The sequence below is a fragment of the Pseudomonas sp. NPDC087336 genome, assembly GCF_044744285.1.
Classification (GTDB): domain Bacteria; phylum Pseudomonadota; class Gammaproteobacteria; order Pseudomonadales; family Pseudomonadaceae; genus Aquipseudomonas.
In genome coordinates, this window is sequence record NZ_JBIUYA010000015.1 from 89,759 (window position 1) to 109,522 (window position 19,764).

At 61.8% G+C, this 19,764-nt stretch carries 15 protein-coding genes; 5 read left to right on the top strand and 10 right to left on the bottom strand.

What is annotated here, in order from left to right:
* Window positions 1–46: 46 nt before the first annotated feature.
* From cobA to ACIO0C_RS16920, 5 genes are all read right to left on the bottom strand, one after another.
* Window positions 47–805: a uroporphyrinogen-III C-methyltransferase gene (gene cobA / locus ACIO0C_RS16900; protein WP_401313888.1), complete on the bottom strand. Its 759-nt coding sequence runs from the start codon at window positions 803–805 to the stop codon at window positions 47–49.
* A gap of 51 nt (window positions 806–856) precedes the next feature.
* On the bottom strand, window positions 857–2,527 hold the full coding sequence (locus ACIO0C_RS16905; RefSeq protein ID WP_401313890.1) for a protein kinase: 1,671 nt from the start codon (window positions 2,525–2,527) through the stop codon (window positions 857–859).
* Window positions 2,528–2,534: 7 nt separating this feature from the next.
* Window positions 2,535–3,746: a nitrate/nitrite transporter gene (locus ACIO0C_RS16910; protein ID WP_401313892.1), complete on the bottom strand. Its 1,212-nt coding sequence runs from the start codon at window positions 3,744–3,746 to the stop codon at window positions 2,535–2,537.
* 222 nt (window positions 3,747–3,968) lie between these two features.
* The gene (locus ACIO0C_RS16915; protein ID WP_008056396.1) at window positions 3,969–4,544 is read right to left on the bottom strand and encodes an ANTAR domain-containing response regulator; all 576 of its coding nucleotides are present in this window, start codon (window positions 4,542–4,544) and stop codon (window positions 3,969–3,971) included.
* A 15-nt stretch (window positions 4,545–4,559) separates the two neighbouring features.
* Window positions 4,560–5,771 (bottom strand): CmpA/NrtA family ABC transporter substrate-binding protein, encoded by a 1,212-nt coding sequence (locus ACIO0C_RS16920; protein WP_401313895.1) that lies wholly within the window; start codon window positions 5,769–5,771, stop codon window positions 4,560–4,562.
* A 229-nt stretch (window positions 5,772–6,000) separates the two neighbouring features.
* Between ACIO0C_RS16920 and ACIO0C_RS16925 the strand changes: the two genes are divergently transcribed.
* Window positions 6,001–7,020, top strand: coding sequence for a quinone-dependent dihydroorotate dehydrogenase (locus ACIO0C_RS16925; protein ID WP_401313897.1), 1,020 nt, complete (start codon window positions 6,001–6,003; stop codon window positions 7,018–7,020).
* A gap of 239 nt (window positions 7,021–7,259) precedes the next feature.
* Here ACIO0C_RS16925 and rmf read toward each other — a convergent pair whose 3' ends face one another.
* A complete protein-coding gene (gene rmf / locus ACIO0C_RS16930) occupies window positions 7,260–7,475 on the bottom strand; it encodes a ribosome modulation factor (protein WP_003223300.1) in 216 nt (71 codons plus the stop codon).
* A 528-nt stretch (window positions 7,476–8,003) separates the two neighbouring features.
* Between rmf and rlmKL the strand changes: the two genes are divergently transcribed.
* Both rlmKL and ACIO0C_RS16940 read left to right on the top strand, forming a co-directional pair.
* The gene (gene rlmKL, locus ACIO0C_RS16935; RefSeq protein ID WP_401313899.1) at window positions 8,004–10,274 is read left to right on the top strand and encodes a bifunctional 23S rRNA (guanine(2069)-N(7))-methyltransferase RlmK/23S rRNA (guanine(2445)-N(2))-methyltransferase RlmL; all 2,271 of its coding nucleotides are present in this window, start codon (window positions 8,004–8,006) and stop codon (window positions 10,272–10,274) included.
* 216 nt (window positions 10,275–10,490) lie between these two features.
* On the top strand, window positions 10,491–12,869 hold the full coding sequence (locus tag ACIO0C_RS16940; RefSeq protein ID WP_401313901.1) for a diguanylate cyclase: 2,379 nt from the start codon (window positions 10,491–10,493) through the stop codon (window positions 12,867–12,869).
* A 124-nt stretch (window positions 12,870–12,993) separates the two neighbouring features.
* Here ACIO0C_RS16940 and dacB read toward each other — a convergent pair whose 3' ends face one another.
* Window positions 12,994–14,454 carry a D-alanyl-D-alanine carboxypeptidase/D-alanyl-D-alanine-endopeptidase gene (gene dacB, locus ACIO0C_RS16945; RefSeq protein WP_401313903.1) on the bottom strand — a complete coding sequence of 487 codons (1,461 nt, stop codon included), beginning with the start codon at window positions 14,452–14,454 and terminating at the stop codon, window positions 12,994–12,996.
* A gap of 232 nt (window positions 14,455–14,686) precedes the next feature.
* On the opposite strand from dacB, the gene ACIO0C_RS16950 reads away from it, so the two are divergent.
* Complete coding sequence (locus tag ACIO0C_RS16950; RefSeq protein WP_008056407.1) at window positions 14,687–15,031, top strand: YggL family protein; 345 nt, start codon at window positions 14,687–14,689, stop codon at window positions 15,029–15,031.
* Window positions 15,032–15,165: 134 nt separating this feature from the next.
* Here ACIO0C_RS16950 and ACIO0C_RS16955 read toward each other — a convergent pair whose 3' ends face one another.
* Window positions 15,166–16,359 (bottom strand): benzoate/H(+) symporter BenE family transporter, encoded by a 1,194-nt coding sequence (locus ACIO0C_RS16955; protein ID WP_401313906.1) that lies wholly within the window; start codon window positions 16,357–16,359, stop codon window positions 15,166–15,168.
* 223 nt (window positions 16,360–16,582) lie between these two features.
* Between ACIO0C_RS16955 and ACIO0C_RS16960 the strand changes: the two genes are divergently transcribed.
* Window positions 16,583–17,347 (top strand): GntR family transcriptional regulator, encoded by a 765-nt coding sequence (locus ACIO0C_RS16960; protein ID WP_008056414.1) that lies wholly within the window; start codon window positions 16,583–16,585, stop codon window positions 17,345–17,347.
* Window positions 17,348–17,553: 206 nt separating this feature from the next.
* Here the strand turns inward: ACIO0C_RS16960 and guaD are convergent, their stop codons facing one another.
* The gene (gene guaD / locus ACIO0C_RS16965) at window positions 17,554–18,858 is read right to left on the bottom strand and encodes a guanine deaminase (RefSeq protein ID WP_401313908.1); all 1,305 of its coding nucleotides are present in this window, start codon (window positions 18,856–18,858) and stop codon (window positions 17,554–17,556) included.
* A gap of 8 nt (window positions 18,859–18,866) precedes the next feature.
* Window positions 18,867–19,724, bottom strand: a complete 858-nt coding sequence (gene xdhC / locus ACIO0C_RS16970; RefSeq protein ID WP_401313910.1) for a xanthine dehydrogenase accessory protein XdhC — start codon at window positions 19,722–19,724, stop codon at window positions 18,867–18,869.
* Window positions 19,725–19,764 lie beyond the last annotated feature (40 nt).

Below are 19,764 nucleotides of genomic sequence, written 5' to 3' on the forward strand. Positions count from 1 at the left end.
TGCGATTTGGGCTTTTTAACTGTAGGAGCGAGGCTTGCCCGTGTGTCTAAGCCGCAGTTTCCGCAGAATTCTGCAAAAGCTCCGATCGTTTGATCTGTTCGCCAGCCGCAACCGCACCGATCACCAATATGGCTGGGCTTTTAAGCTCAAAGGCGTAGGCATCTTCCTCCATGGCCGTCAGATCGCTCCTGCATTCGCGCTGATGGGGCAGTGAAGCGTTTTCAATCATCGCCACCGGCGTATCCTTCGCCATCCCTGCGGCCAACAGCTGCTCGCGGATTTCGCTGAGCTTGGCTACACCCATGTAGATCACCAAGGTCGTACCGCCCTGGGCCAGTGCCTGCCAGTTCAGGCTGCTGCCGTCCTGGGTGTGGGCGGTGACCAGTGTCACGCCGCGCGCCACACCGCGCAGGGTCAGCGGTATATCGCATTGGGTGGCGCCCGCGAGCCCGGCAGTGATGCCATTGACCAGCTCGGCCTCCACCCCGCGCTCGCGCAACCACTGGGCCTCTTCGCCACCGCGCCCGAAAATGCACGGGTCGCCCCCTTTGAGCCGCACCACGCATTTGCCCTGCCGGGCGTAACGCAGCATCAGGCGATGGATGAACGCTTGCGGCGTGGAACGGCAACCACCGCGTTTGCCCACCGCAATGACCCGCGCCTCAGGGCAGTGTGCGAGTATCGCGCCATTGACCAGGTCATCGATCAGCACCACGTCCGCTTCCTTCAGTGCGCGCACCGCCTTGAGGGTCAGCAATTCAGGATCGCCGGGACCTGCACCCACCAGCCAGACTTTTGCGTTCATAGTGTTGTTCCTCACGAAATGACGATGATCGGTTTTAAAGGCAATGCAGGCTCAGCCATGGAACACCAGGAACAGCATTGCCAGGTTCGCCACAAGCGACAGCAGGGCCAATGTGCGCCATACCTTCAGCGGTTCGCGCTCCAGCAAAGGCCTGGGGCGTACGCTTAAACTGCGTCGCTCCCCCTGTTCCAGCAGCCGCAACCACTCTTCGGCAGTTTCAAAGCGTTGCGCCGGGTCTGCGGCAACCGCGCGTTCCAGGCTTTGCGCAATCCATTCCGGCAGGTCGGGGCGGTAGCGACTGGCGCTGACCGGAACGCCGAACCGAGGGCGTTGAAAGGCTTCGATTTCACCGTAGGGAAATTGCCCGGTGAGCAGAAAATACAAAGTCACCCCCACCGCATACAGGTCCTGTTGCGGCGTCGGTGCATCGCCGCGGAAGGCTTCCGGGGCGATATAGCTGGGAGTTCCAGGCAGGGTGCTGGGTTGGTCCTCAGACAGGCCTGGGCAGTAGGCGAGGCCGAAATCCAGCAGGCGCAACTCGCTGTCGTCCCCTGCCAGCAGGTTCTGCGGCTTGATATCGCGATGCAGGATCTGCCGTCGATGCAGCATGCCGACCGCTCGCAGCAGGCGTTCAGCCACGTCCTGCCATTGGGCCAGGGGCATAGGGCCGGTCTGTTCGTGCACTTGCGCCAGTGTCGAGCCCGAATACTCACGCATCACGTAGTACAGATGCTGGCGCTGGCTGGCCGCATGCACTTCAGGAAAGTGCCGCCCGGCCACGCGCTTGAGGAACCATTCTTCGGACAGCAACGCTTGCCCGGCCTGATGATCGTCATGCAGGCGCGGGGGCAGGGTTTTCAGCAGCCAGGGTTGCTGCTGGCTGTCGCGTACCCGATAGAGCAACGACTGCTGGCTCTGGCCGAGAATCCCTTCAATCTGCCAGCCCTCGAAAACCTGGCCCGGTTTCAGTGCCGGTGGCAGCGGCCATTGCTGCAGATGGATCAATGCATCGCCGATGTTCGCTTCGCCCAGGGCATCGACCCGTACCAGCAGTGCGCTGGCGTTATCCTGGCTACCCGCAAGGTGCGCGGCGTTGACCAGGGTTTGCGCGGCGCTGTCCAGGTCCGGTTGGTCCCGCAGGATCGCTGCAATCGCGGTGTCGCCCAGGACCGCCCAGACTCCGTCGCTGAGCAGTACGAAGCTTTCGTCGATGCGCAATTCGCCATCGAGAAAGTCCAGCACCAGGTGCTGATCCAGACCCAGTGCACGCTTGAGTACATGCTGCATGCCCGGTTGGTCCCAGACATGATCTTCGCTGACCCGTTGCAACTGCTCGGCGTGCCAGCGATACACCCGGCAATCGCCGACATGGGCCAAGGTAAAACGCCGGCCGCGCAGGACCAGGGCGCTGACGGTGGTCAGCAGTGGTTGGCCTGCGCCGTTGGCCTGCAGCCAGCGATTTTGCGCCAGCAGCAGGCGATCCAGCGCCTGGGCAACGCCCCAGGTTTCCGGCGTGGCGTAGTAATCGAGCGCCAGGGCCTGCAAGGTCGAGCGAGCCGCCAGGCCACCGTCGGCGCACTGGCTGACGCCATCGGCGATGGCGAACAGGTAGCCTTTGCTGGCTGCCAGCGCCGGGGCCGGCGTGACGAGGCGCAAGGCGTCCTGATTCTCATCGCGCGGGCCGATGGCGCTGGCTTGCGCAAAACTCAATTGCAGGCTCATGGCGGCGTCAGACCCGTGCAGCCGTCACGGCGGCCGAACCCCAGGTGGTCCTCCAGCGGCGTTTTACGCCGTGCAGGCCGAACCAGGCGAGCACCCCCAGGCTGGCGAACAACCACAATGCCATCTGGTAGCTGCCGGTGCTCTGCTTGATCGCACCCATGCCTGCCGCCAGGGCAAAGCCACCGATGCCGCCGGCCATGCCGATCAGGCCGGTCATGACGCCGATCTCGCGACGGAAACGCTGGGGCACCAACTGGAACACCGCACCGTTGCCTGCACCCAAACCGAGCATGGTGCACACGAACAGGGCCAGCGCGGCATAGGAACTGGGCAAGTTGAAACCGACGGCAGCAATACAGATGGCCGCCACGGTGTACATCGCGAGCAGGGTGCGAATGCCGCCGAAACGATCGGCCAGGGCGCCGCCCAGCGGACGCATCAGGCTGCCGCCGAACACACAGGCTGCCGTGTAGTAACCGGCGGTCACCGGGCTCAGGCCGTACTGGTCGTTGAAGTAACCAGGCAGGGCGCTGGCAAGGCCGATGAAGCCACCGAAGGTCACGCTGTAGAAAAACATGAACCACCAGCTATCGCGGTCGCCCAGGGCCTTGAAGTAGTCGGCCATCGACTTGGCTTTCGGCCGCTCAGGCGCGTTCTTGGCCAGCCAGGCGAAGACGATCAGCGTCAGGATTAGCGGGATCAGCGCGAAGCCGAACACATTGCTCCAGCCAACGGCAGCCGCCAGAACCGGTGCAATCAGCGCCGCGAGTACGGTGCCGGAGTTTCCGGCCCCGGCGATGCCCATTGCCTTGCCTTGGTGCTGTGGCGGATACCACTGCGATGCCAGGGGCAGGGCAACGGCGAAGGAGGCGCCGGCCATGCCGAGGAACAGCCCCAGCAGCAAGGCTTGCTCGTAGGTATGGATGCCGAGTTTCCAGGCGCCGAACAATGCACAGATCACGATCACCTGGCCAATCAGGCCGGCAGTCTTGGGTGACAGGCGATCAGCCAGCATCCCCATCACGAAGCGCAGTACCGCCCCGGCCAGAATCGGCGTGGCCACCACCAGTCCGCGTTGTTGCGTGGTCAGGTGCAGGTCGCCAGCGATCTGTACGGCCAGCGGGCCGAGCAGGTACCACACCATGAAACTCAGGTCGAAATAGAGGAAAGCTGCGAACAGTGTCGGGGTATGGCCGGATTTCCAGAAGCTTGAATTCATCGCGCACCTCAGCTGATAGGAGTCTCGAACGGGAGCCAAAACAAAAAAAACGCCGCCACCTGATTCGCCATGGGGCAAATGAGGTTAGCGACGTCTTTGTCGTAGGTGGGGCAACCGCCGTTGGTTACCTGTAGGGATTACATAGCCAGATCTGTGCCAACAGTCGGGACCCGAGTTGCGCCATTCGCCTGTAGGAGCGAGGCTTGCCCGCGAAGGCGTCCTTCAGCCAAGCAACTCACTCATGGCAATGATCTGTTCCGCCACCTGGATCAGCTTCTGCTGGCGGCTCATCGCCTGGCGACGCATCAGGGTGTAGGCCTCTTCTTCGTTGCAGTCCTTCATCTTCATCAGCAGCCCCTTGGCCAGCTCGATGCGCTTGCGCTCGGCCAGTTGCTGGTCACGGGCGTGCAGCTGGGCGCGCAGGGCCTGGTCGCTTTCGAAGCGCGCCATGGCCACGTCGAGAATCGGTTGCAGGCGCTGTGCGTGAATGCCCTCGACGATGTAGGCACTGACCCCGGACTTGATCGCCTGGCGCATCACATCGGGGTCGTGTTCGTCGGTAAACATCACAATCGGCCGTGGCTGGTCGCGGCTGACCAGCACCACTTGCTCCATGACATCGCGGCTCGGTGACTCGGTATCGATCAGGATCACATCCGGGCGCACCGTTTCGACGCGTTCGGGCAAGTCAATGGTCAGCCCGGATTCGTCGATGACCTCGAAGCCGGCCTCGGTCAGGGCGGCTTTCAGGCGTCCGACTTTTTTCGCAGTGTCGTTGATCAGCAGGATACGCAGCATGTTTGCAGTCTCCTGTCAGCGGCTGGCGAGAAGTGGCGAGCTGTCGCTCATGGCGTGCAGCTTGAAGCTGCGGGCATAACCGGACGGGTCCGCACCATCCCAGACCTTGCCGTCGATCAGCTGGCTGCTGCGCATTTCATTGCCCGGGGCGGCGACACCGACGGCGCTGGCGGCCTCACGGTATAAGTCTAGTTGCTGCACCTGACGAGCTACGGCGAGGTAATCGGGGTCGTCGCGTAACAGGCCCCAGCGACGAAACTGAGTCATGAACCACATGCCGTCGGACAGGTAGGGCAAGTTGACCGTCCCTTGCCCATGGAAGCGCAGCGCGTGCGGATCTTGCCATTCGTTGCCCAGGCCGTCGGCATAGTCGCCCAGCAGCCGTGGTTCGATACACGACAACGGCGCATCGAGGTACTGCGGTGCACTGAGCAATTGCGCGGTACTGCGGCGATTCTCGACGCTTTCATCGATGAAACGGCTGGCTTCGAGGATCGCCATCACCAAAGCTCGGGCGGTGTTGGGGTATTGCTCGACGAAGGCGCGCGTACAGCCGAGGATTTTTTCCGGGTGGTCTGGCCAGATGGCCTGGGAGGTGGCCAGGGTAAAACCGAGGTCCTGCTTCACCGCGCTGTCGGCCCAGGGCTCGCCTACGCAGAAGCCGTCGATACGCCCGGCTTGCAGGTGCGCCACCATTTGCGGCGGCGGCACCACGACGCTGTCGACGTCGTGCAACGGATGAATGCCCTGGCTCGCCAACCAGTAGTACAACCACATGGCATGGGTGCCGGTGGGAAAGGTCTGGGCAAAGGTCAGTTTTGGGCGAGTTTGGTGCACGTGACGGTCCAGTGCTTCAGGACTGGTCACGCCGATGGCCTGCAAACCGTGGGAGAGGTTGATGCTCTGGCCGTTCTGGTTCAGGCCCATGAGCACCGCCATGTCGGTGGGGGCCACGCCGCCGATGCCCAGGTGCACGGCGTAGATCAAGCCGTAGAGGCTATGGGCGGCGTCGAGTTCGCCGCTCACCAGTTTGTCCCGCAGGTTGGCCCAGGACGACTGGCGCTTGAGGTTCAAGGTCAGTCCGTAGGGCTGGGCGAAGCCCTGGGTGGCGGCGACCACCACCGAAGCACAGTCGCTCAGGGCCATGAAGCCGAGGTTGATTTCGGTCTTTTCCGGGGCATCGCTGCCATTGACCCAGGCCAGGGGATTGGTTGAGGGTTCGTTCATCGATTTCGCACCTTCCAAAAAAAACGTCGTCCCGGACCCCGTGTGAGCAGGGGCGGCTGACGACGCCATTGTCCTGGCACGCATTCCGTCGTTGGCCTGCGTGCTGATACCTGTGCCGGTGCAAGGCATATGCCATCGCCCGCTGTTTTTGTCGCGCGCCTCGCTTGCGACCCCGATGCGCGGGTATAATCGCCGCCTCATTTCGCCGCCAATCGAGTCAAACCCGCCCATGTACACCCTGGCCCGTCAACTGTTGTTCAAACTTTCCCCGGAAACCTCCCACGATCTGTCCCTGGACCTGATCGGCGCGGGCGGGCGTCTGGGGCTCAACGGTTTGCTGTGCAAGGCCCCGGCAAAACTGCCGGTTAATGTCATGGGCCTGGACTTCCCGAACCCGGTGGGCCTGGCGGCCGGCCTGGACAAGAATGGCGCGGCCATCGACGGCTTTGCGCAACTGGGTTTTGGTTTTGTCGAAATCGGCACCATCACCCCGCGTGCGCAACCGGGCAATCCGAAACCCCGGTTGTTCCGCTTGCCGGAGGCCGAGGCGATCATCAACCGCATGGGCTTCAACAACCTCGGGGTCGATCACCTGCTGGCCCGCGTGGCGGCCGCCAAGTACAAGGGCGTGCTGGGCATCAATATCGGCAAGAACTTCGATACTCCGGTCGAGCGTGCGGTCGACGACTACCTGATCTGCCTGGACAAGGTCTACGCCCACGCCAGCTATGTGACGGTCAACGTCAGCTCGCCCAATACTCCGGGCCTGCGCAGCCTGCAATTCGGTGACTCGCTCAAGCAGCTGCTGGCTGACCTCGCCACGCGTCGCGCCGAACTGGCGCTGCGTCACGGCAGGCACGTGCCGCTGGCGATCAAGATCGCGCCGGACATGAGCGACGAAGAAACCGCACAGGTTGCACAAGCGCTGATCGAAACCGGAATGGATGCGGTCATCGCCACCAACACCACCCTGAGCCGCGTGGGTGTGGAAGGCATGGAGCATGGTGACGAGGCGGGCGGTCTGTCCGGCGCACCGGTACGTGACAAGAGCACCCACACCGTGAAGGTGCTGGCCTCGGAGCTGGGCGGTCGCTTGCCAATCATCGCAGCCGGCGGCATCACCGAGGGCCGGCACGCGGCGGAGAAAATCAGCGCGGGCGCGAGCCTGGTGCAGATCTATTCGGGCTTCATCTACAAGGGCCCGGCGCTGATTCGCGAGTCGGTAGACGCCATCGCGGCCCTGCGCTGATCCCTTGCAGGAGCGAGCTTGCTCGCGAAAAAACCATAGGCGCCACTCGGCATTGGTTTAACGCGTTATCGTTCACGTCCATCGCGAGCAAGCTCGCTCCTACAAGGGCATTGCGAGCAGGCATAAAAAAGGGCCCCTTTCAAAGGAGCCCTTGGGCCGCAGCCCGCCGTCCGGATGGGACGTGCGTGGTTAATTCGCTACAAAATCAGATTGTGTGTCGGAGTGTGTGCCCTGTGTTGTTAGCCGACGGCGTGAAGTTCGTTGAGTCTGTGGATTCCCGCAGTGCCGGTCATACCGTCCCAGTTGTCGCCGCGTCCTTCGCGCCAGCCGTTAATCCAGGCTTGGCGTACCGACGGTAGAGTAAATGGGCAAAGCTCACGGGATTTGCCACCAACGCCATATTGATATCCGCGCAAAAATGCTCTTTCCAACGGATCACGCTTAAGTCTTCTCATAGGGTGTTGCCCTCACTTGTTGACTGTAGGTATCGCGTCGACCTCAATCGAGGTCTGGCAGAAAAACTCTGCCGTTGGGGGCTCGTTGCCGGCGTGACGAGCCAAGGTGTTGGCGTCATTGCGGCGCCAACCTGTATTGAGTTCTAACCAATGCGTCACATCGAGGGAATGATCGTTTTGTCATAAGGACGTAACTATTAATGTGCTATGGCACTAAGTAACATGATGTTTGTGGCGTATTTATTGATCAAACCCCGGTATGATCGGCCCTGCGTTGGATGATCAGGTTAATCCTTTGCTGAGAATGCCTCCTGTTGCCGGGACGGACTATTCGACGAAGGGTCGACTTATGTCATTTTGTTGCATCAACTTTTTTATCTGTCCTTGCATCTAAGCTCATTTAACCCGGGCAGCAAGGGTGGAACGGCACACCTTCGTGCCACGCGGGCGCTCTTCGAGAAAAGCGCCTGATTGAAAACGGGGTCGGCAATGCGTTGCCGGTCCACTCAGCAAAGGCACCGAATTCTCATGTCCGATCGTTTCGAACTCTTCCTCACTTGCCCTAAAGGCCTTGAAGGCCTGCTCATCGAGGAAGCCGTCGGGCTTGGCCTTGAGGAAGCGCGTGAGCACACTTCTGCCGTGCGTGGCATGGCCACCATGGAAACCGCTTATCGCCTGTGCCTGTGGTCGCGCCTGGCCAACCGGGTGCTGCTGGTACTCAAGCGTTTCCCGATGAAAGACGCCGAAGACCTCTACCACGGTGTGCTGGACATCGAGTGGCAAGACCACATGCTCAATGACGGCACCCTGGCCGTTGAATTCAGCGGTCACGGCTCGGGCATCGACAACACCCACTTCGGCGCCTTGAAGGTCAAGGACGCCATCGTCGACAAACTGCGCACCCCGCAGGGCGACCGTCCGTCCATCGACAAGCTCAACCCGGACCTGCGCATCCACCTGCGCCTGGATCGCGGTGAAGCGATCCTCTCCCTCGACCTGTCCGGCCATAGCCTGCACCAGCGCGGCTATCGCCTGCAGCAAGGCGCGGCGCCGCTGAAGGAAAACCTGGCGGCGGCGATCCTGATCCGCTCTGGCTGGCCACGTATCGCGGCTGAAGGCGGCGCCCTGGCTGACCCGATGTGCGGTGTCGGCACCTTCCTGGTCGAAGCGGCGATGATCGCTGCCGATATCGCGCCGAACCTGCGCCGCGAGCAATGGGGTTTCACCGCCTGGCTCGGTCACGTACCGGTGCTGTGGAAAAAATTGCATGAAGAGGCCAGTGAGCGTGCAGCGGCCGGCCTGGCCAAGCCACCCTTGTGGATTCGCGGTTACGAAGCTGATCCACGGCTGATTCAACCGGGCCGCAACAACGTCGAACGTGCCGGCCTGAGCGAGTGGATCAAGATCTACCAGGGCGAAGTCGCGACCTTCGAGCCGCGTCCGGACCAGAACCAGAAAGGCCTGGTGATCTGCAACCCACCGTACGGCGAGCGTCTGGGCGACGAGGCGAGCCTGCTCTACCTCTACCAGAACCTTGGCGAACGTCTGCGTCAGGCTTGCCTCAACTGGGAAGCCGCGGTGTTTACCGGCGCCCCGGACCTGGGCAAGCGCATGGGTATCCGCAGCCACAAGCAGTATTCGTTCTGGAACGGCGCCTTGCCGTGCAAGCTGTTGCTGATCAAGGTGTTGCCGGATCAATTCGTCACCGGCGAGCGTCGTACCCCGGAGCAGCGTCAGGCCGAGCGTGAAGAGGCGGCCTACGAACAGGCGCCGAACGAGCCGCAAGAGCGCCAGTACAACAAGAACGGCAACCCGATCAAACCGACGCCAGCACCGGCACCGGTGATCGAGCAGCCGCGTCTGAGTGAAGGCGGGCAGATGTTTGCCAACCGCCTGCAGAAAAACCTCAAGGCGCTGGGCAAGTGGGTCAAGCGCGAAGGCATCGATTGCTATCGTGTCTACGATGCCGACATGCCGGAATACTCCATGGCCATCGACCTGTACCAGGATTGGGTCCACGTCCAGGAATACGCCGCACCGAAATCCATCGATCCGCAGAAGGCTTCGGCGCGTATGTTCGATGCCCTGGCGGCGATCCCGCAGGCCCTGAACATCGACAAGAACCGGGTGGTGGTCAAGCGTCGCGAGCGTCAGAGCGGTACCAAGCAGTACGAGCGCCAGGCGGCCCAGGGCAAGTTCGTCGAGGTCAACGAAGGCGGCGTGAAACTGCTGGTCAACCTCACCGATTACCTCGACACCGGGTTGTTCCTCGACCACCGGCCGATGCGCATGCGCATCCAGAAAGAGGCCGCCGGCAAGCGCTTCCTCAACCTGTATTGCTACACCGCCACCGCCAGTGTCCACGCGGCCAAGGGCGGCGCGCGCAGTACCACCAGTGTCGACCTGTCGAAAACCTACCTGGACTGGGCGCGCCGCAACTTGTCGCTGAACGGTTTCTCCGACAAGAACCGCCTGGAGCAGAGCGATGTGATGGTCTGGCTGGACGCCTGCCGTGAAGAGTACGACCTGATCTTCATCGACCCGCCGACGTTCTCCAACTCCAAGCGCATGGAAGGCGTCTTCGACGTGCAACGTGACCAGGTGCAACTGATCGACCTGGCCATGGCGCGGCTGGCACCGGGCGGAGTGTTGTACTTCTCCAACAACTTCCGCAAGTTCGAGCTCGAGCCCAACCTCAGCGAACGCTACGCGATCGAGGAGATCACCGCCCAGACCATCGATGCGGATTTTTCCCGTAACGCGAAGATCCATCGCGCGTGGAAAATAACAGCTCGCTGATAGATCTCTGTAGGAGCCAGGCTTGCCGGCGAACCAGGCGCTGCGGTGTACCTGCCATACCGCGTCATCGTTCTTCGCCGGCAAGCCTCGCTCCTACAGGGGGGAGGCGCACCAGATGATGTTGGTCCCGCATCACTGGTCAAATTAGTGGCTAATAGCTATAACTCAACCCACGGCCAATGGGCTTTCCCGCACATGGCGTTTTGAGTTGCGTCTATGTCGTTGCACGCCGTGCGCCCCAAGATCCTGGGTTTTATCAGCGAAGATGTCCCGGCCGGGCTGGTTGCGCTCATGGTCTTGCTCGTCGGCGGGATTCTCACGGCATTGCTCGCCTGGTCGACGCTGGACCTGTTTCAACATCAATTGCGCCAGCGCTTCCAGTTGCTGGCCAGCGAACGCTACAGCCGAATCGAAGAACGTTTCCAGGATCAGGAGCAGCGCCTCGATGGCCTGCGCCGGTTCTTTGCCAACTCCGATACGGTCTCGCGCGCGGAATTCGACGGCTACACCCAACCCCTGTTGCACCGGACCCAGGCGTATTCGTTCGCCAAACGGGTCAGCCGCGACCAGCGGCCAGCCTTCGAGCGCCGGGCGCGGGAGGAGGGCTTGGGCGACTTCACTCTGCGCGAACTCACTGCCGACGGCCAGTTGCAATCGGCCGCCGAGCGGGACGAATACGTGGCGGTGCTCTATAGCCAGACGCAAAGCAGGCTCGGCGCGCCACTGGGTTATGACTTGCTGGCCCAGCCGTTGCGCCGCGCCACGCTGGAACGGGCCGATCAGCGCCAGGGCATGGCCGTGTCGCAACCGTTGCACCTGGTCAATATCGAGCCGGCCTATGCGCGGGGCGTACTGTTGGTCGCGCCGGTGATGCAGCGCAGCGACGCAGCGGGCAAACCGTTCGGTTATGTCATGGCGGTGATCAGCATGCGCCAGCTGTTGGCGGACGGGTTACCGGAGGCGGGCCGGGATTATCTCTCGGTGCGCATTCTCGACCTGTCCGTCGATGACCAGCATGAGGTGCTGTTTCAATCGCCCAATGCGCCAGCGGTCAGCGACTTGTCTGCGACTCGCCTGTTGCATCTGGCCGATCATGAGTATCAGGTCGACATCCAGCCCAGCGCGGCTTTCCTCCAGGCCAATCACTCTTCAGTGACCACAATGGTGGTGCTTGGTGGCTTGCTCAGTGTGTTGCTCAGCGCCTTGCTCTATGTACTGGCCAGTCAGCGGCAGCGGGCGCTGAAAATGGTCGAGCAAAGGACCGGGGAACTGCGCGCCCGTGAACAGGAGCTGCGCGGCACCCATGGCCAGTTGCGCGGGGTGCTGGATGCCGCGACCCAGGTGGCGATCATTGCCACGGACCTGCGCGGGGTGATCAGCACCTTCAATGCCGGCGCCGAGCAGATGCTCGGTTATACCGTCGCCGAAGTGGTCGGGCACATGACCCTGGAAAATCTGCACTTGCCCCGGGAGCTCGCGGCACGCTCGGCAGAATTGAGTGCGCGTTACGGCAAGCCGGTACCGGCCTGTCATGCGATGTTGGTCGAGGGTGGCGATGAGGCGCGGGAGTGGACGCTGGTGCGCAGCGATGGCAGCCACCTGATCGTCAACATGCTGGCGACCCCGGTCCTCGACGAACAGGGGCTGTGGGTCGGGCACCTGGCGATCTGCATCGACATCACCGAACGCAAGCGCGTGCATGAGGCCCTGGCCGCACGGGACCTGTTGCTGAAGAAACTCAGTGCCCATGTGCCCGGCGGCATCTACCAGTTCAAGATGGAGTTCGACGGGCGCTTCAGCGTGATCTACGCCAGCGACGGTATTCGCGAGATCTATGAGCTGGAGCCGGACGTGCTGCTGCTCAACGCCGAAGCGATTTTCACGCGGATTCATCCGCAGGACACCACCCGCGTGCGCGCCTCGATCCGGGCCTCGGCCAACACCCTCAGCCACTGGCGCGAGGAATACCGCGTGCAATTGCCCCAGCGCGGCCTGCGCTGGGTGCGCGGCGAGGCGACCCCGGAAGAACTGCCCGGCGGTGGCGTGCTCTGGCATGGCTACATCTCGGACATTACCGACACCAAGCGGGTGGAAGAAGAATTGCGGGCGCTGTCGGTCACCGATTCCCTCACCGGTATCCATAACCGCCGCTATTTCCAGGAGCGCCTGACCATCGAAATGGCCCGGGTGGAGCGCGGTGGAGGCGATCTGTCGGTGATCATGCTCGACATCGACCACTTCAAGCGCATCAATGACCAGTACGGCCATGCCGTGGGCGACCGGGTGTTGCAGGCCGTGTGCGAGCGCATTGGCCAGCGGTTGCGGCGCACGGATGTGTTCTGCCGCCTGGGCGGCGAGGAGTTCATGGTCCTTTGCCCGGACATCGGAGGCGAGCAGGCCCATCTGCTGGCATTGGAGTTGTGGCAAAGCCTGCGCAGCGCGCCGATCGATGAAGTAGGCGTCGTCACGGCGAGTTTCGGCATTGCCAGCTGGCGGGTCGGCGAGGGTGCGGATGCGCTGTTGTTGCGGGCTGATTCGGGGGTTTATGTGGCGAAGCAGGAGGGCAGGGATCGGGTGCAGGGGGAGATGAACTAGCTTCGCTGTACGCAAACCTGTAGGCGCTGAGCTTGCTCGCGATGACGGCGTCCCATCCAACATGGATGTGACTGACACTGCGCCATCGCGAGCAAGCTCGGCTCCTACAGGGGGCTGTGGGTTTTTAGAGCACCGAAGCCGTCTGCGCCAGTTTCGGCTGGCGATACAGGTCCAGCAGCACCTGGTCGAGCACCGACGACGCGCCAAACGGTGCCTTGTCGTTGAGGATCGCCACCACCGCCCAGGTATTGCCGTTGACGTCGCGGCTGAAGCCGGCGATCGCCCGCACGGTGTTCAAGGTGCCGGTCTTGACGTGGGCTTCACCGCGCATCGCGGTGGTCTTCAGGCGTTTACGCATGGTGCCGTCGGTGCCGGCAATCGGCATCGAGCTGATGTACTCGGCGGAGTAAGGGCTGCGCCAGGCGGCCTGTAGCATCGACGCCATTTCCCGGGCACTGACGCGTTCGGAGCGGGACAGGCCGGAGCCATTCTCCATCACCAGGTGCGGCGCGGTGATGCCTTTCTTCGCCAGCCACTGACGGACCACGCGCTGGGCGGCCTTGGCGTCGTCGGCGTCGGCATCGGTGCGGAATTTCTGGCCCAGGCTCAGGAACAGCTGCTGGGCCATGGTGTTGTTACTGTATTTGTTGATGTCGCGGATGATTTCCGCCAGATCCGGCGAGAACGCCCGCGCCAGTACCTTGGCGTCCTTGGGCGTTGGCGCCAGCACATCCCGGCCCTGGATGCTGCCGCCCAGTTCTTTCCAGATCGCGCGCACGGCGCCGGCGGTGTAGGTGGCGTGGTCGAGCAACGACAGGTAAGTCTGCGAGCTGCAACCTTCACCCAACTGCCCGCCGACCGTCACGGTCACGCTGCCATCGGCCTGGGGCACCGGGTTGTAACGCACACCACCGGTGCATTGCTTGGCGTTGATCGCCTTGACCTGGTTTTCGATGCGGATACTCGCAATAGGCGGTTCCACGGAGATCAGCACACGCCCGCCATCGTTACGCGCCACAAAGCGCAGGGCCTTGAGGTTGACCAGCAATGCATCGGGCTTGACCAGAAAGGGCTTGTTCTCGTCGTTGCCGTCGTCGTTGAACTCGGGCAGTTGCGGTTGCACGAAGAAGTTCTTGTCCAGGACGAGGTCGCCGGTCACCTGGGTCACGCCATTGGCGCGCAGGTCGCGCATCAACAGCCAGAGTTTTTCCATGTTCAGCTTCGGATCGCCGCCGCCCTTGAGGTAGAGGTTGCCGTTGAGGATGCCGCCGCTGAGGGTGCCATCGGTATAGAACTCGGTTTTCCACTGGTGATTGGGGCCGAGCATTTCCAGGGCCGCGTAAGTGGTGACCAGCTTCATGGTCGATGCCGGGTTGACCGAGACGTCGGCGTTGAAAATGGTCGGGGTGCCGGGGCCGTTCAGCGGAATCATCACCAGCGACAGGGCGTTGTCCTGCAGTTTGCTGGCCTTGAGGGCTTTTTCGACATTGGGCGACAGGCGGGTATTGATCGGGTCAGCGGAAACGGGGAGGGCCAGGGGCAATAGCAGGCCGGCCAGGAGCAATGGACGCAACGATTTGATCATGTAGATAAAACCCTACAGCCGAGGGGGAAAAAGACGAGGGCATGAAGATAATTTCCCTCAGTGGTCATGAAAGTGTCGGCATTATGCCCCAAGGTGCTACGGCGTGTGCCGTGCGTGGGCCTTCCAATGGGCTATTTTTTACCGACGGTAGGCGTGGCGGCCCAGAGAGTCGGGCAATTGGCGGCTTAAACTGCTAAAGTGCGGCCCGTTATTACTTAAGAGGATTGTTCCAATGGCGACTAACCGTTCCCAGCGTCTGCGCAAAAAACTGTGCGTCGATGAATTTCAAGAGCTGGGTTTCGAACTGAACCTGGATTTCAAGGAAGATCTGTCCGAAGAAGCCATTGATGCCTTCCTCGAGGCGTTCCTCAAAGAAGCCATGGAAGCCAACGGTCTGGGCTATGTCGGCGGTGATGACTACGGTCTGGTTTGCCTGATCAAGCGTGGCTCGGTCAGCGCTGAACAACGCGCTGCCGTTGAAGCCTGGCTCAAAGGCCGCACCGAGCTGACCAGCGTTGAAGTCAGCCCGCTGCTGGACGTCTGGTACCCGGAAAAGCCAATCAATCCGGTAGCATGATGTTCTGAAAAACGGCGACCATTGAGTCGCCGTTTTTTTTGTAGGAGCGAGCTTGCTCGCGATGGTCGTCAACGATTACGCGTGAAACCTGACACCCCGTGGCGCTCTCAGGTTCATCGCGAGCAAGCTCGCTCCTACAGGGGCCTGCGCCAATTCAGAATCATTAGCGTCACCACCCCCGCCACAATCCCCCAGAACGCCGAACCGATGGAAAACAGCGTCAGCCCCGATGCCGTGACCATGAAGGTGATCAGCGCCGCTTCACGCTCCTTCGCTTCGCTCATGGCGATGCTCAAGCCGTTGATGATCGAGCCGAACAGCGCCAGTGCGGCAATCGACAGCACCAGCTCCTTGGGCAGTGCGGCAAACAACGCTGCCAGCGTCGCGCCGAACACACCGGCGATGCCATAGAAAACCCCACACCAGACCGCCGCCGTGTAGCGTTTGTTGCGATCCTCATGGGCATGTGGCCCGGTGCAGATCGCCGCGCTGATGGCGGCCAGGTTGATCCCGTGGGAACCGAATGGTGCCAGCAACAACGAGGCAATGCCCGTGGTGGTGATCAGCGGCGAGGCCGGCACGTTGTAGCCGTCGGCGCGCAGCACGGCAATGCCCGGCATGTTTTGCGAAGTCATCGCCACCACGAACAACGGGATGCCGATACTGATGGTCGCGGCGAGGGAGAAATGCGGTGTGGTCCACACAGGCGTGGCCACTTCCAGGTGGAACGCGCTGAAGTCCAGCAGCCCCATGACGCCGGACAAGGCCGTGCCGATCAGCAAAGCGCCCAGTACGGCGTAGCGCGGCGACAGGCGCTTGACCACCAGGTAGGTAAAAAACATGCCCAGCACCAGCGCGGTGCGATGCTGGGCCGCGACGAAAATCTCGCTGCCGATCTTGAACAGAATCCCCGCCAGCAACGCTGCCGCCAGGGACGCGGGAATCTTTTTCACCAGGCGTTCGAAACTGCCGGTCAATCCGCAGATGGTCACCAGCACCGCGCAGGTAATATAGGCACCGATGGCTTCGCCGTAGGTCACGCCACCCAGGCTTGTGATCAGCAAGGCTGCGCCCGGGGTGGACCAGGCGATGGTGATGGGGGTGCGATAGCGCAACGACAGGCCGATCGAACACACCGCCATGCCGATGGAAATCGCCCAGATCCACGACGAAATCTGCCCGCTGGTCAGCCCGGCCGCTTGCCCGGCCTGGAACATCAGCACCAGGGAACTGGTGTAGCCGGTCATCATGGCGATGAATCCGGCGACGATGGCCGACGGCGAAGTGTCTGCCAGGGGGCGCAGTTGCGTGTGCGTGGCGTCTGTCATGACAGCGGTGTTCCTTGTTCAGGCGGCGGATTCTGCTTTAAAGCCTAAACTCAAACGTAATGGATCGTTGCGATACAGCGGAAGTGACAAACAGCCGTACAGTCGTGTTGGCACTAACCATTGTGTACAATCGCAGTGTTTTTTACGCGATACTTGCCAGCGACCCACTGTGCCGTATTACAGTCACCGTCAATTCGCCGCAGTTCTCCCGACTCGAGTGCCCATGAACGAACAGTTGCAACCCCTAAAGAAACAGCCGCGAGCAGGCAAAGCCGGCCGCAGCGGAACCCAGGACGATATTGTCTACGCGCATATCTTCGAGGCCATCCTCGAACAGCGCCTGGCGCCCGGCACCAAGTTGAGCGAAGAAGCGCTGGGGGAAATTTTCGGGGTCAGCCGCACCATCATTCGCCGCGCGCTGTCGCGCCTGGCCCATGAAAGCGTGGTATTGCTGCGTCCGAATCGCGGCGCCGTCGTTGCCAGCCCGAGCGTCGAAGAGGCGCGCCAGGTGTTCATGGCCCGGCGTCTGGTGGAACGTGCGATCACTGAATTGGCGGTGCAGCACGCCACCGCCGAACAGATTGCCGAGCTGCGGCAGATGGTCAACGACGAGCGCGACAGCTTTTCCCGTGGCGACCGGGGTGCCGGTATCCGCCTGTCGGGCGAATTCCACCTGAAACTGGCCGAAGCGGCGAAAAACGCCCCGCTGATCAGCTTCCAGCGCAGCCTGGTGTCCCAGACTTCGCTGATCATCGCCCAGTACGAAAGCGGTAACCGTTCCCACTGCTCCTACGACGAGCACACCCAGTTGATCGACGCCATTGAAAAGCGCGACGCTGAACTGGCGGTGAACCTGATGATGCACCACATGGATCACATCGACAGCAAACTCAATCTCGATGAAGAAAGTGCGTCGGATGATTTGCACGCGGTGTTCTCGCATTTGCTGCAGACCAAGAAGCCTGGGCGTTCGCCAGCGAAAATCTGATAAACCGCATCGCGCCTATCGCTGGCAAGCCAGCTCCCACAGGTTATGCGGTGGAGCGCAAATTGTGTGAACTGCGCAAACCACTGTGGGAGCTGGCTTGCCAGCGATGGCGGCAGAACAGGCAATAAAAAATCCCCCGGGGCGGAATACCACCGGGGGATGGATCGTTCCCACGCTGAGCATGGGAACGATCAGTGTCGGGTGGGTTAGCGCTGATGCACCAGATTCCCCGCCGCATAAGTCTGCAACACCGTCCGGTCATCCCCCAGCGTCATCAACACAAACAACGTCTCGGCAATGTTATTGGCCTGCTGCAGGCGATAGCCCAGCAATGGCGTGGCGTTGTAGTCCAGCACCAGGAAGTCGGCGTCGGTGCCCGGCTGCAGGTTGCCGATCTTGTCTTCCAGGCGCAGCGCACGGGCACCGCCGAGGGTGGCCAGGTAAAGCGACTTGAACGGGCTCAGGCGCGCGCCTTGCAGCTGCATGACCTTGTACGCTTCGTTCAACGTTTGCAGCAGCGAGAAACTGGTGCCGCCGCCCACATCGGTGCCGATGCCGACATTGAGTTTGTGCTTCTCGGCCATCGGCAGGTTGAACAGGCCGCTGCCGAGGAAGAAGTTCGACGTCGGGCAGAACGAGATGGCCGAGCCGGTTTCTGCCAGTCGCGCGCATTCGTCATCGCACAGGTGCACACCGTGGGCGAAGACCGAGCGCTCGCCGAGCAACTGGTAGTGGTCATAGACGTCCAGGTAGCCCTTGCGCTCCGGGAACAGTTCTTTGACCCACTCGATTTCCTTGAGGTTTTCGCTGATGTGGGTCTGCATGTACAGATCCGGGTATTCGGTCAGCAACTGGCCGGCCAGGGTCAGCTGCTCCGGGGTGCTGGTCGGTGCAAAACGCGGGGTGACGGCATAGTGCAGGCGACCCTTGCCGTGCCAGCGCTCGATCAACGCCTTGCTCTCGAGGTAGCTGGATTCGGCGGTGTCGGTCAGGTAGTCCGGGGCGTTGCGGTCCATCATCACCTTGCCGGCGATCATGCGCAGATCCAGCTGCTCGGCGGCTTCGAAGAACGAGTTCACTGATTGCGGATGCACGCTGCCGAACACCAGCGCGGTGGTGGTGCCGTTGCGCAGCAGTTCCTTGATGAAAATGTCCGCCACCTGGTCAGCGTGGGCCTTGTCGGCGAACTGGCTTTCACAGGGGAAGGTGTAGGTGTTGAGCCAGTCCAGCAGCTGCTCGCCATAGGCGCCGACCATGCCCGTTTGCGGCAAGTGGATGTGGGTGTCGATGAAACCGGGGGTGATCAGCGCATCCTGATAATGGGTGATCTCGATATCGGCCGGCAGGGTCGGCAGCAACTCACTGGCGTGGCCGAGGGCGCTGATTTTGCCGTTGTCGACCACCAGCAGACCGTCTTCGAAGTACTCGTAGGAGGCTTCGATACCCACTTCGGCAGGGTCGGCGATGCTGTGCAGGATGGCGGCGCGGTAAGCTTTGCGAGTCAGAGGCATGTCAGTTCTCAATTTGAGGCTTTCAGGTTTGCGGCCTGACTGCGGCGTGAAGTGGGCAGCAGTTTGGCAATCGGTTCGGCGCGGGACGTTTGCTGGCCGAAATTGGCGTTATAAGTGGCGATGATCTCGCCGGCGATGGAGATGGCGATTTCCACAGGCAACTTGCCTTTGACTTCGCCGATGCCCATCGGGCAACGCATGCGTTGCACGACGCTGCTGTCGAAGCCGCGGTCGCGCAGGCGGTGTTCGAACTTCACCCGTTTGGTCTTCGAACCGATCAGGCCGAAATAGGCGAAGTCGTTGCGCTTGAGAATCGCGGCGGTGAGTTCGAGGTCGAGCTGATGGTTGTGGGTCATGACGATGCAGTAGCTGCCGGCGGGCAGGTCGTCGATTTCATCCACCGGCTCTTCGCTGACGATCTTGCGTACACCGTGGGGAATCTGTTCCGGGAATTCGTCTTCCCGTGAGTCGATCCAGCGCACTCGGCAGGGCAGGCTGGCCAGCAGCGGCACCAGCGCGCGGCCGACGTGGCCGGCGCCAAACACGGCGATCTGCGCCTGGACCTGGCCCATCGGTTCGAACAGCAGCACGGTCGCCCCACCGCAGCACTGGCCCAGGCTGGCACCGAGGCTGAAGCGTTCAAGATGGGTGTCCTGCTTGCCGCTGGCGAGCATCTCGCGGGCGATCTGCATGGCTTTGTATTCCAGGTGCCCTCCACCGATGGTGTCGAAGGCCTGGTTGGCGCTGATGACCATCTTCGATCCAGCATTGCGCGGCGTCGAGCCGAGCTCTTCGATGATAGTCACCAGCACGCAGGGTTCACCCTGGTTCTGCAGGTCGGCGAGGGCGTCGATCCAGTTGTACATGTTTCACCTCAACATCTCTGTTGGTCTGTTCCGGCCTCAT

Excerpts from the sequence above, each read along its gene's own strand:
- ACIO0C_RS16925 (WP_401313897.1), top strand. The coding sequence starts at position 6,001 with ATGTACACCCTGGCCCGTCAACTGTTGTTCAAACTTTCCCCGGAAACC.
- rlmKL (WP_401313899.1), top strand. The coding sequence starts at position 8,004 with ATGTCCGATCGTTTCGAACTCTTCCTCACTTGCCCTAAAGGCCTTGAA.
- rmf (WP_003223300.1), bottom strand. The coding sequence starts at position 7,475 with ATGAGAAGACTTAAGCGTGATCCGTTGGAAAGAGCATTTTTGCGCGGA.
- ACIO0C_RS16915 (WP_008056396.1), bottom strand. The coding sequence starts at position 4,544 with ATGCTGCGTATCCTGCTGATCAACGACACTGCGAAAAAAGTCGGACGC.
- ACIO0C_RS16955 (WP_401313906.1), bottom strand. The coding sequence starts at position 16,359 with ATGACAGACGCCACGCACACGCAACTGCGCCCCCTGGCAGACACTTCG.
- ACIO0C_RS16920 (WP_401313895.1), bottom strand. The coding sequence starts at position 5,771 with ATGAACGAACCCTCAACCAATCCCCTGGCCTGGGTCAATGGCAGCGAT.
- cobA (WP_401313888.1), bottom strand. The coding sequence starts at position 805 with ATGAACGCAAAAGTCTGGCTGGTGGGTGCAGGTCCCGGCGATCCTGAA.
- dacB (WP_401313903.1), bottom strand. The coding sequence starts at position 14,454 with ATGATCAAATCGTTGCGTCCATTGCTCCTGGCCGGCCTGCTATTGCCC.
- xdhC (WP_401313910.1), bottom strand. The coding sequence starts at position 19,724 with ATGTACAACTGGATCGACGCCCTCGCCGACCTGCAGAACCAGGGTGAA.
- ACIO0C_RS16905 (WP_401313890.1), bottom strand. The coding sequence starts at position 2,527 with ATGAGCCTGCAATTGAGTTTTGCGCAAGCCAGCGCCATCGGCCCGCGC.
- ACIO0C_RS16910 (WP_401313892.1), bottom strand. The coding sequence starts at position 3,746 with ATGAATTCAAGCTTCTGGAAATCCGGCCATACCCCGACACTGTTCGCA.
- ACIO0C_RS16950 (WP_008056407.1), top strand. The coding sequence starts at position 14,687 with ATGGCGACTAACCGTTCCCAGCGTCTGCGCAAAAAACTGTGCGTCGAT.
- ACIO0C_RS16960 (WP_008056414.1), top strand. The coding sequence starts at position 16,583 with ATGAACGAACAGTTGCAACCCCTAAAGAAACAGCCGCGAGCAGGCAAA.
- guaD (WP_401313908.1), bottom strand. The coding sequence starts at position 18,858 with ATGCCTCTGACTCGCAAAGCTTACCGCGCCGCCATCCTGCACAGCATC.
- ACIO0C_RS16940 (WP_401313901.1), top strand. The coding sequence starts at position 10,491 with ATGTCGTTGCACGCCGTGCGCCCCAAGATCCTGGGTTTTATCAGCGAA.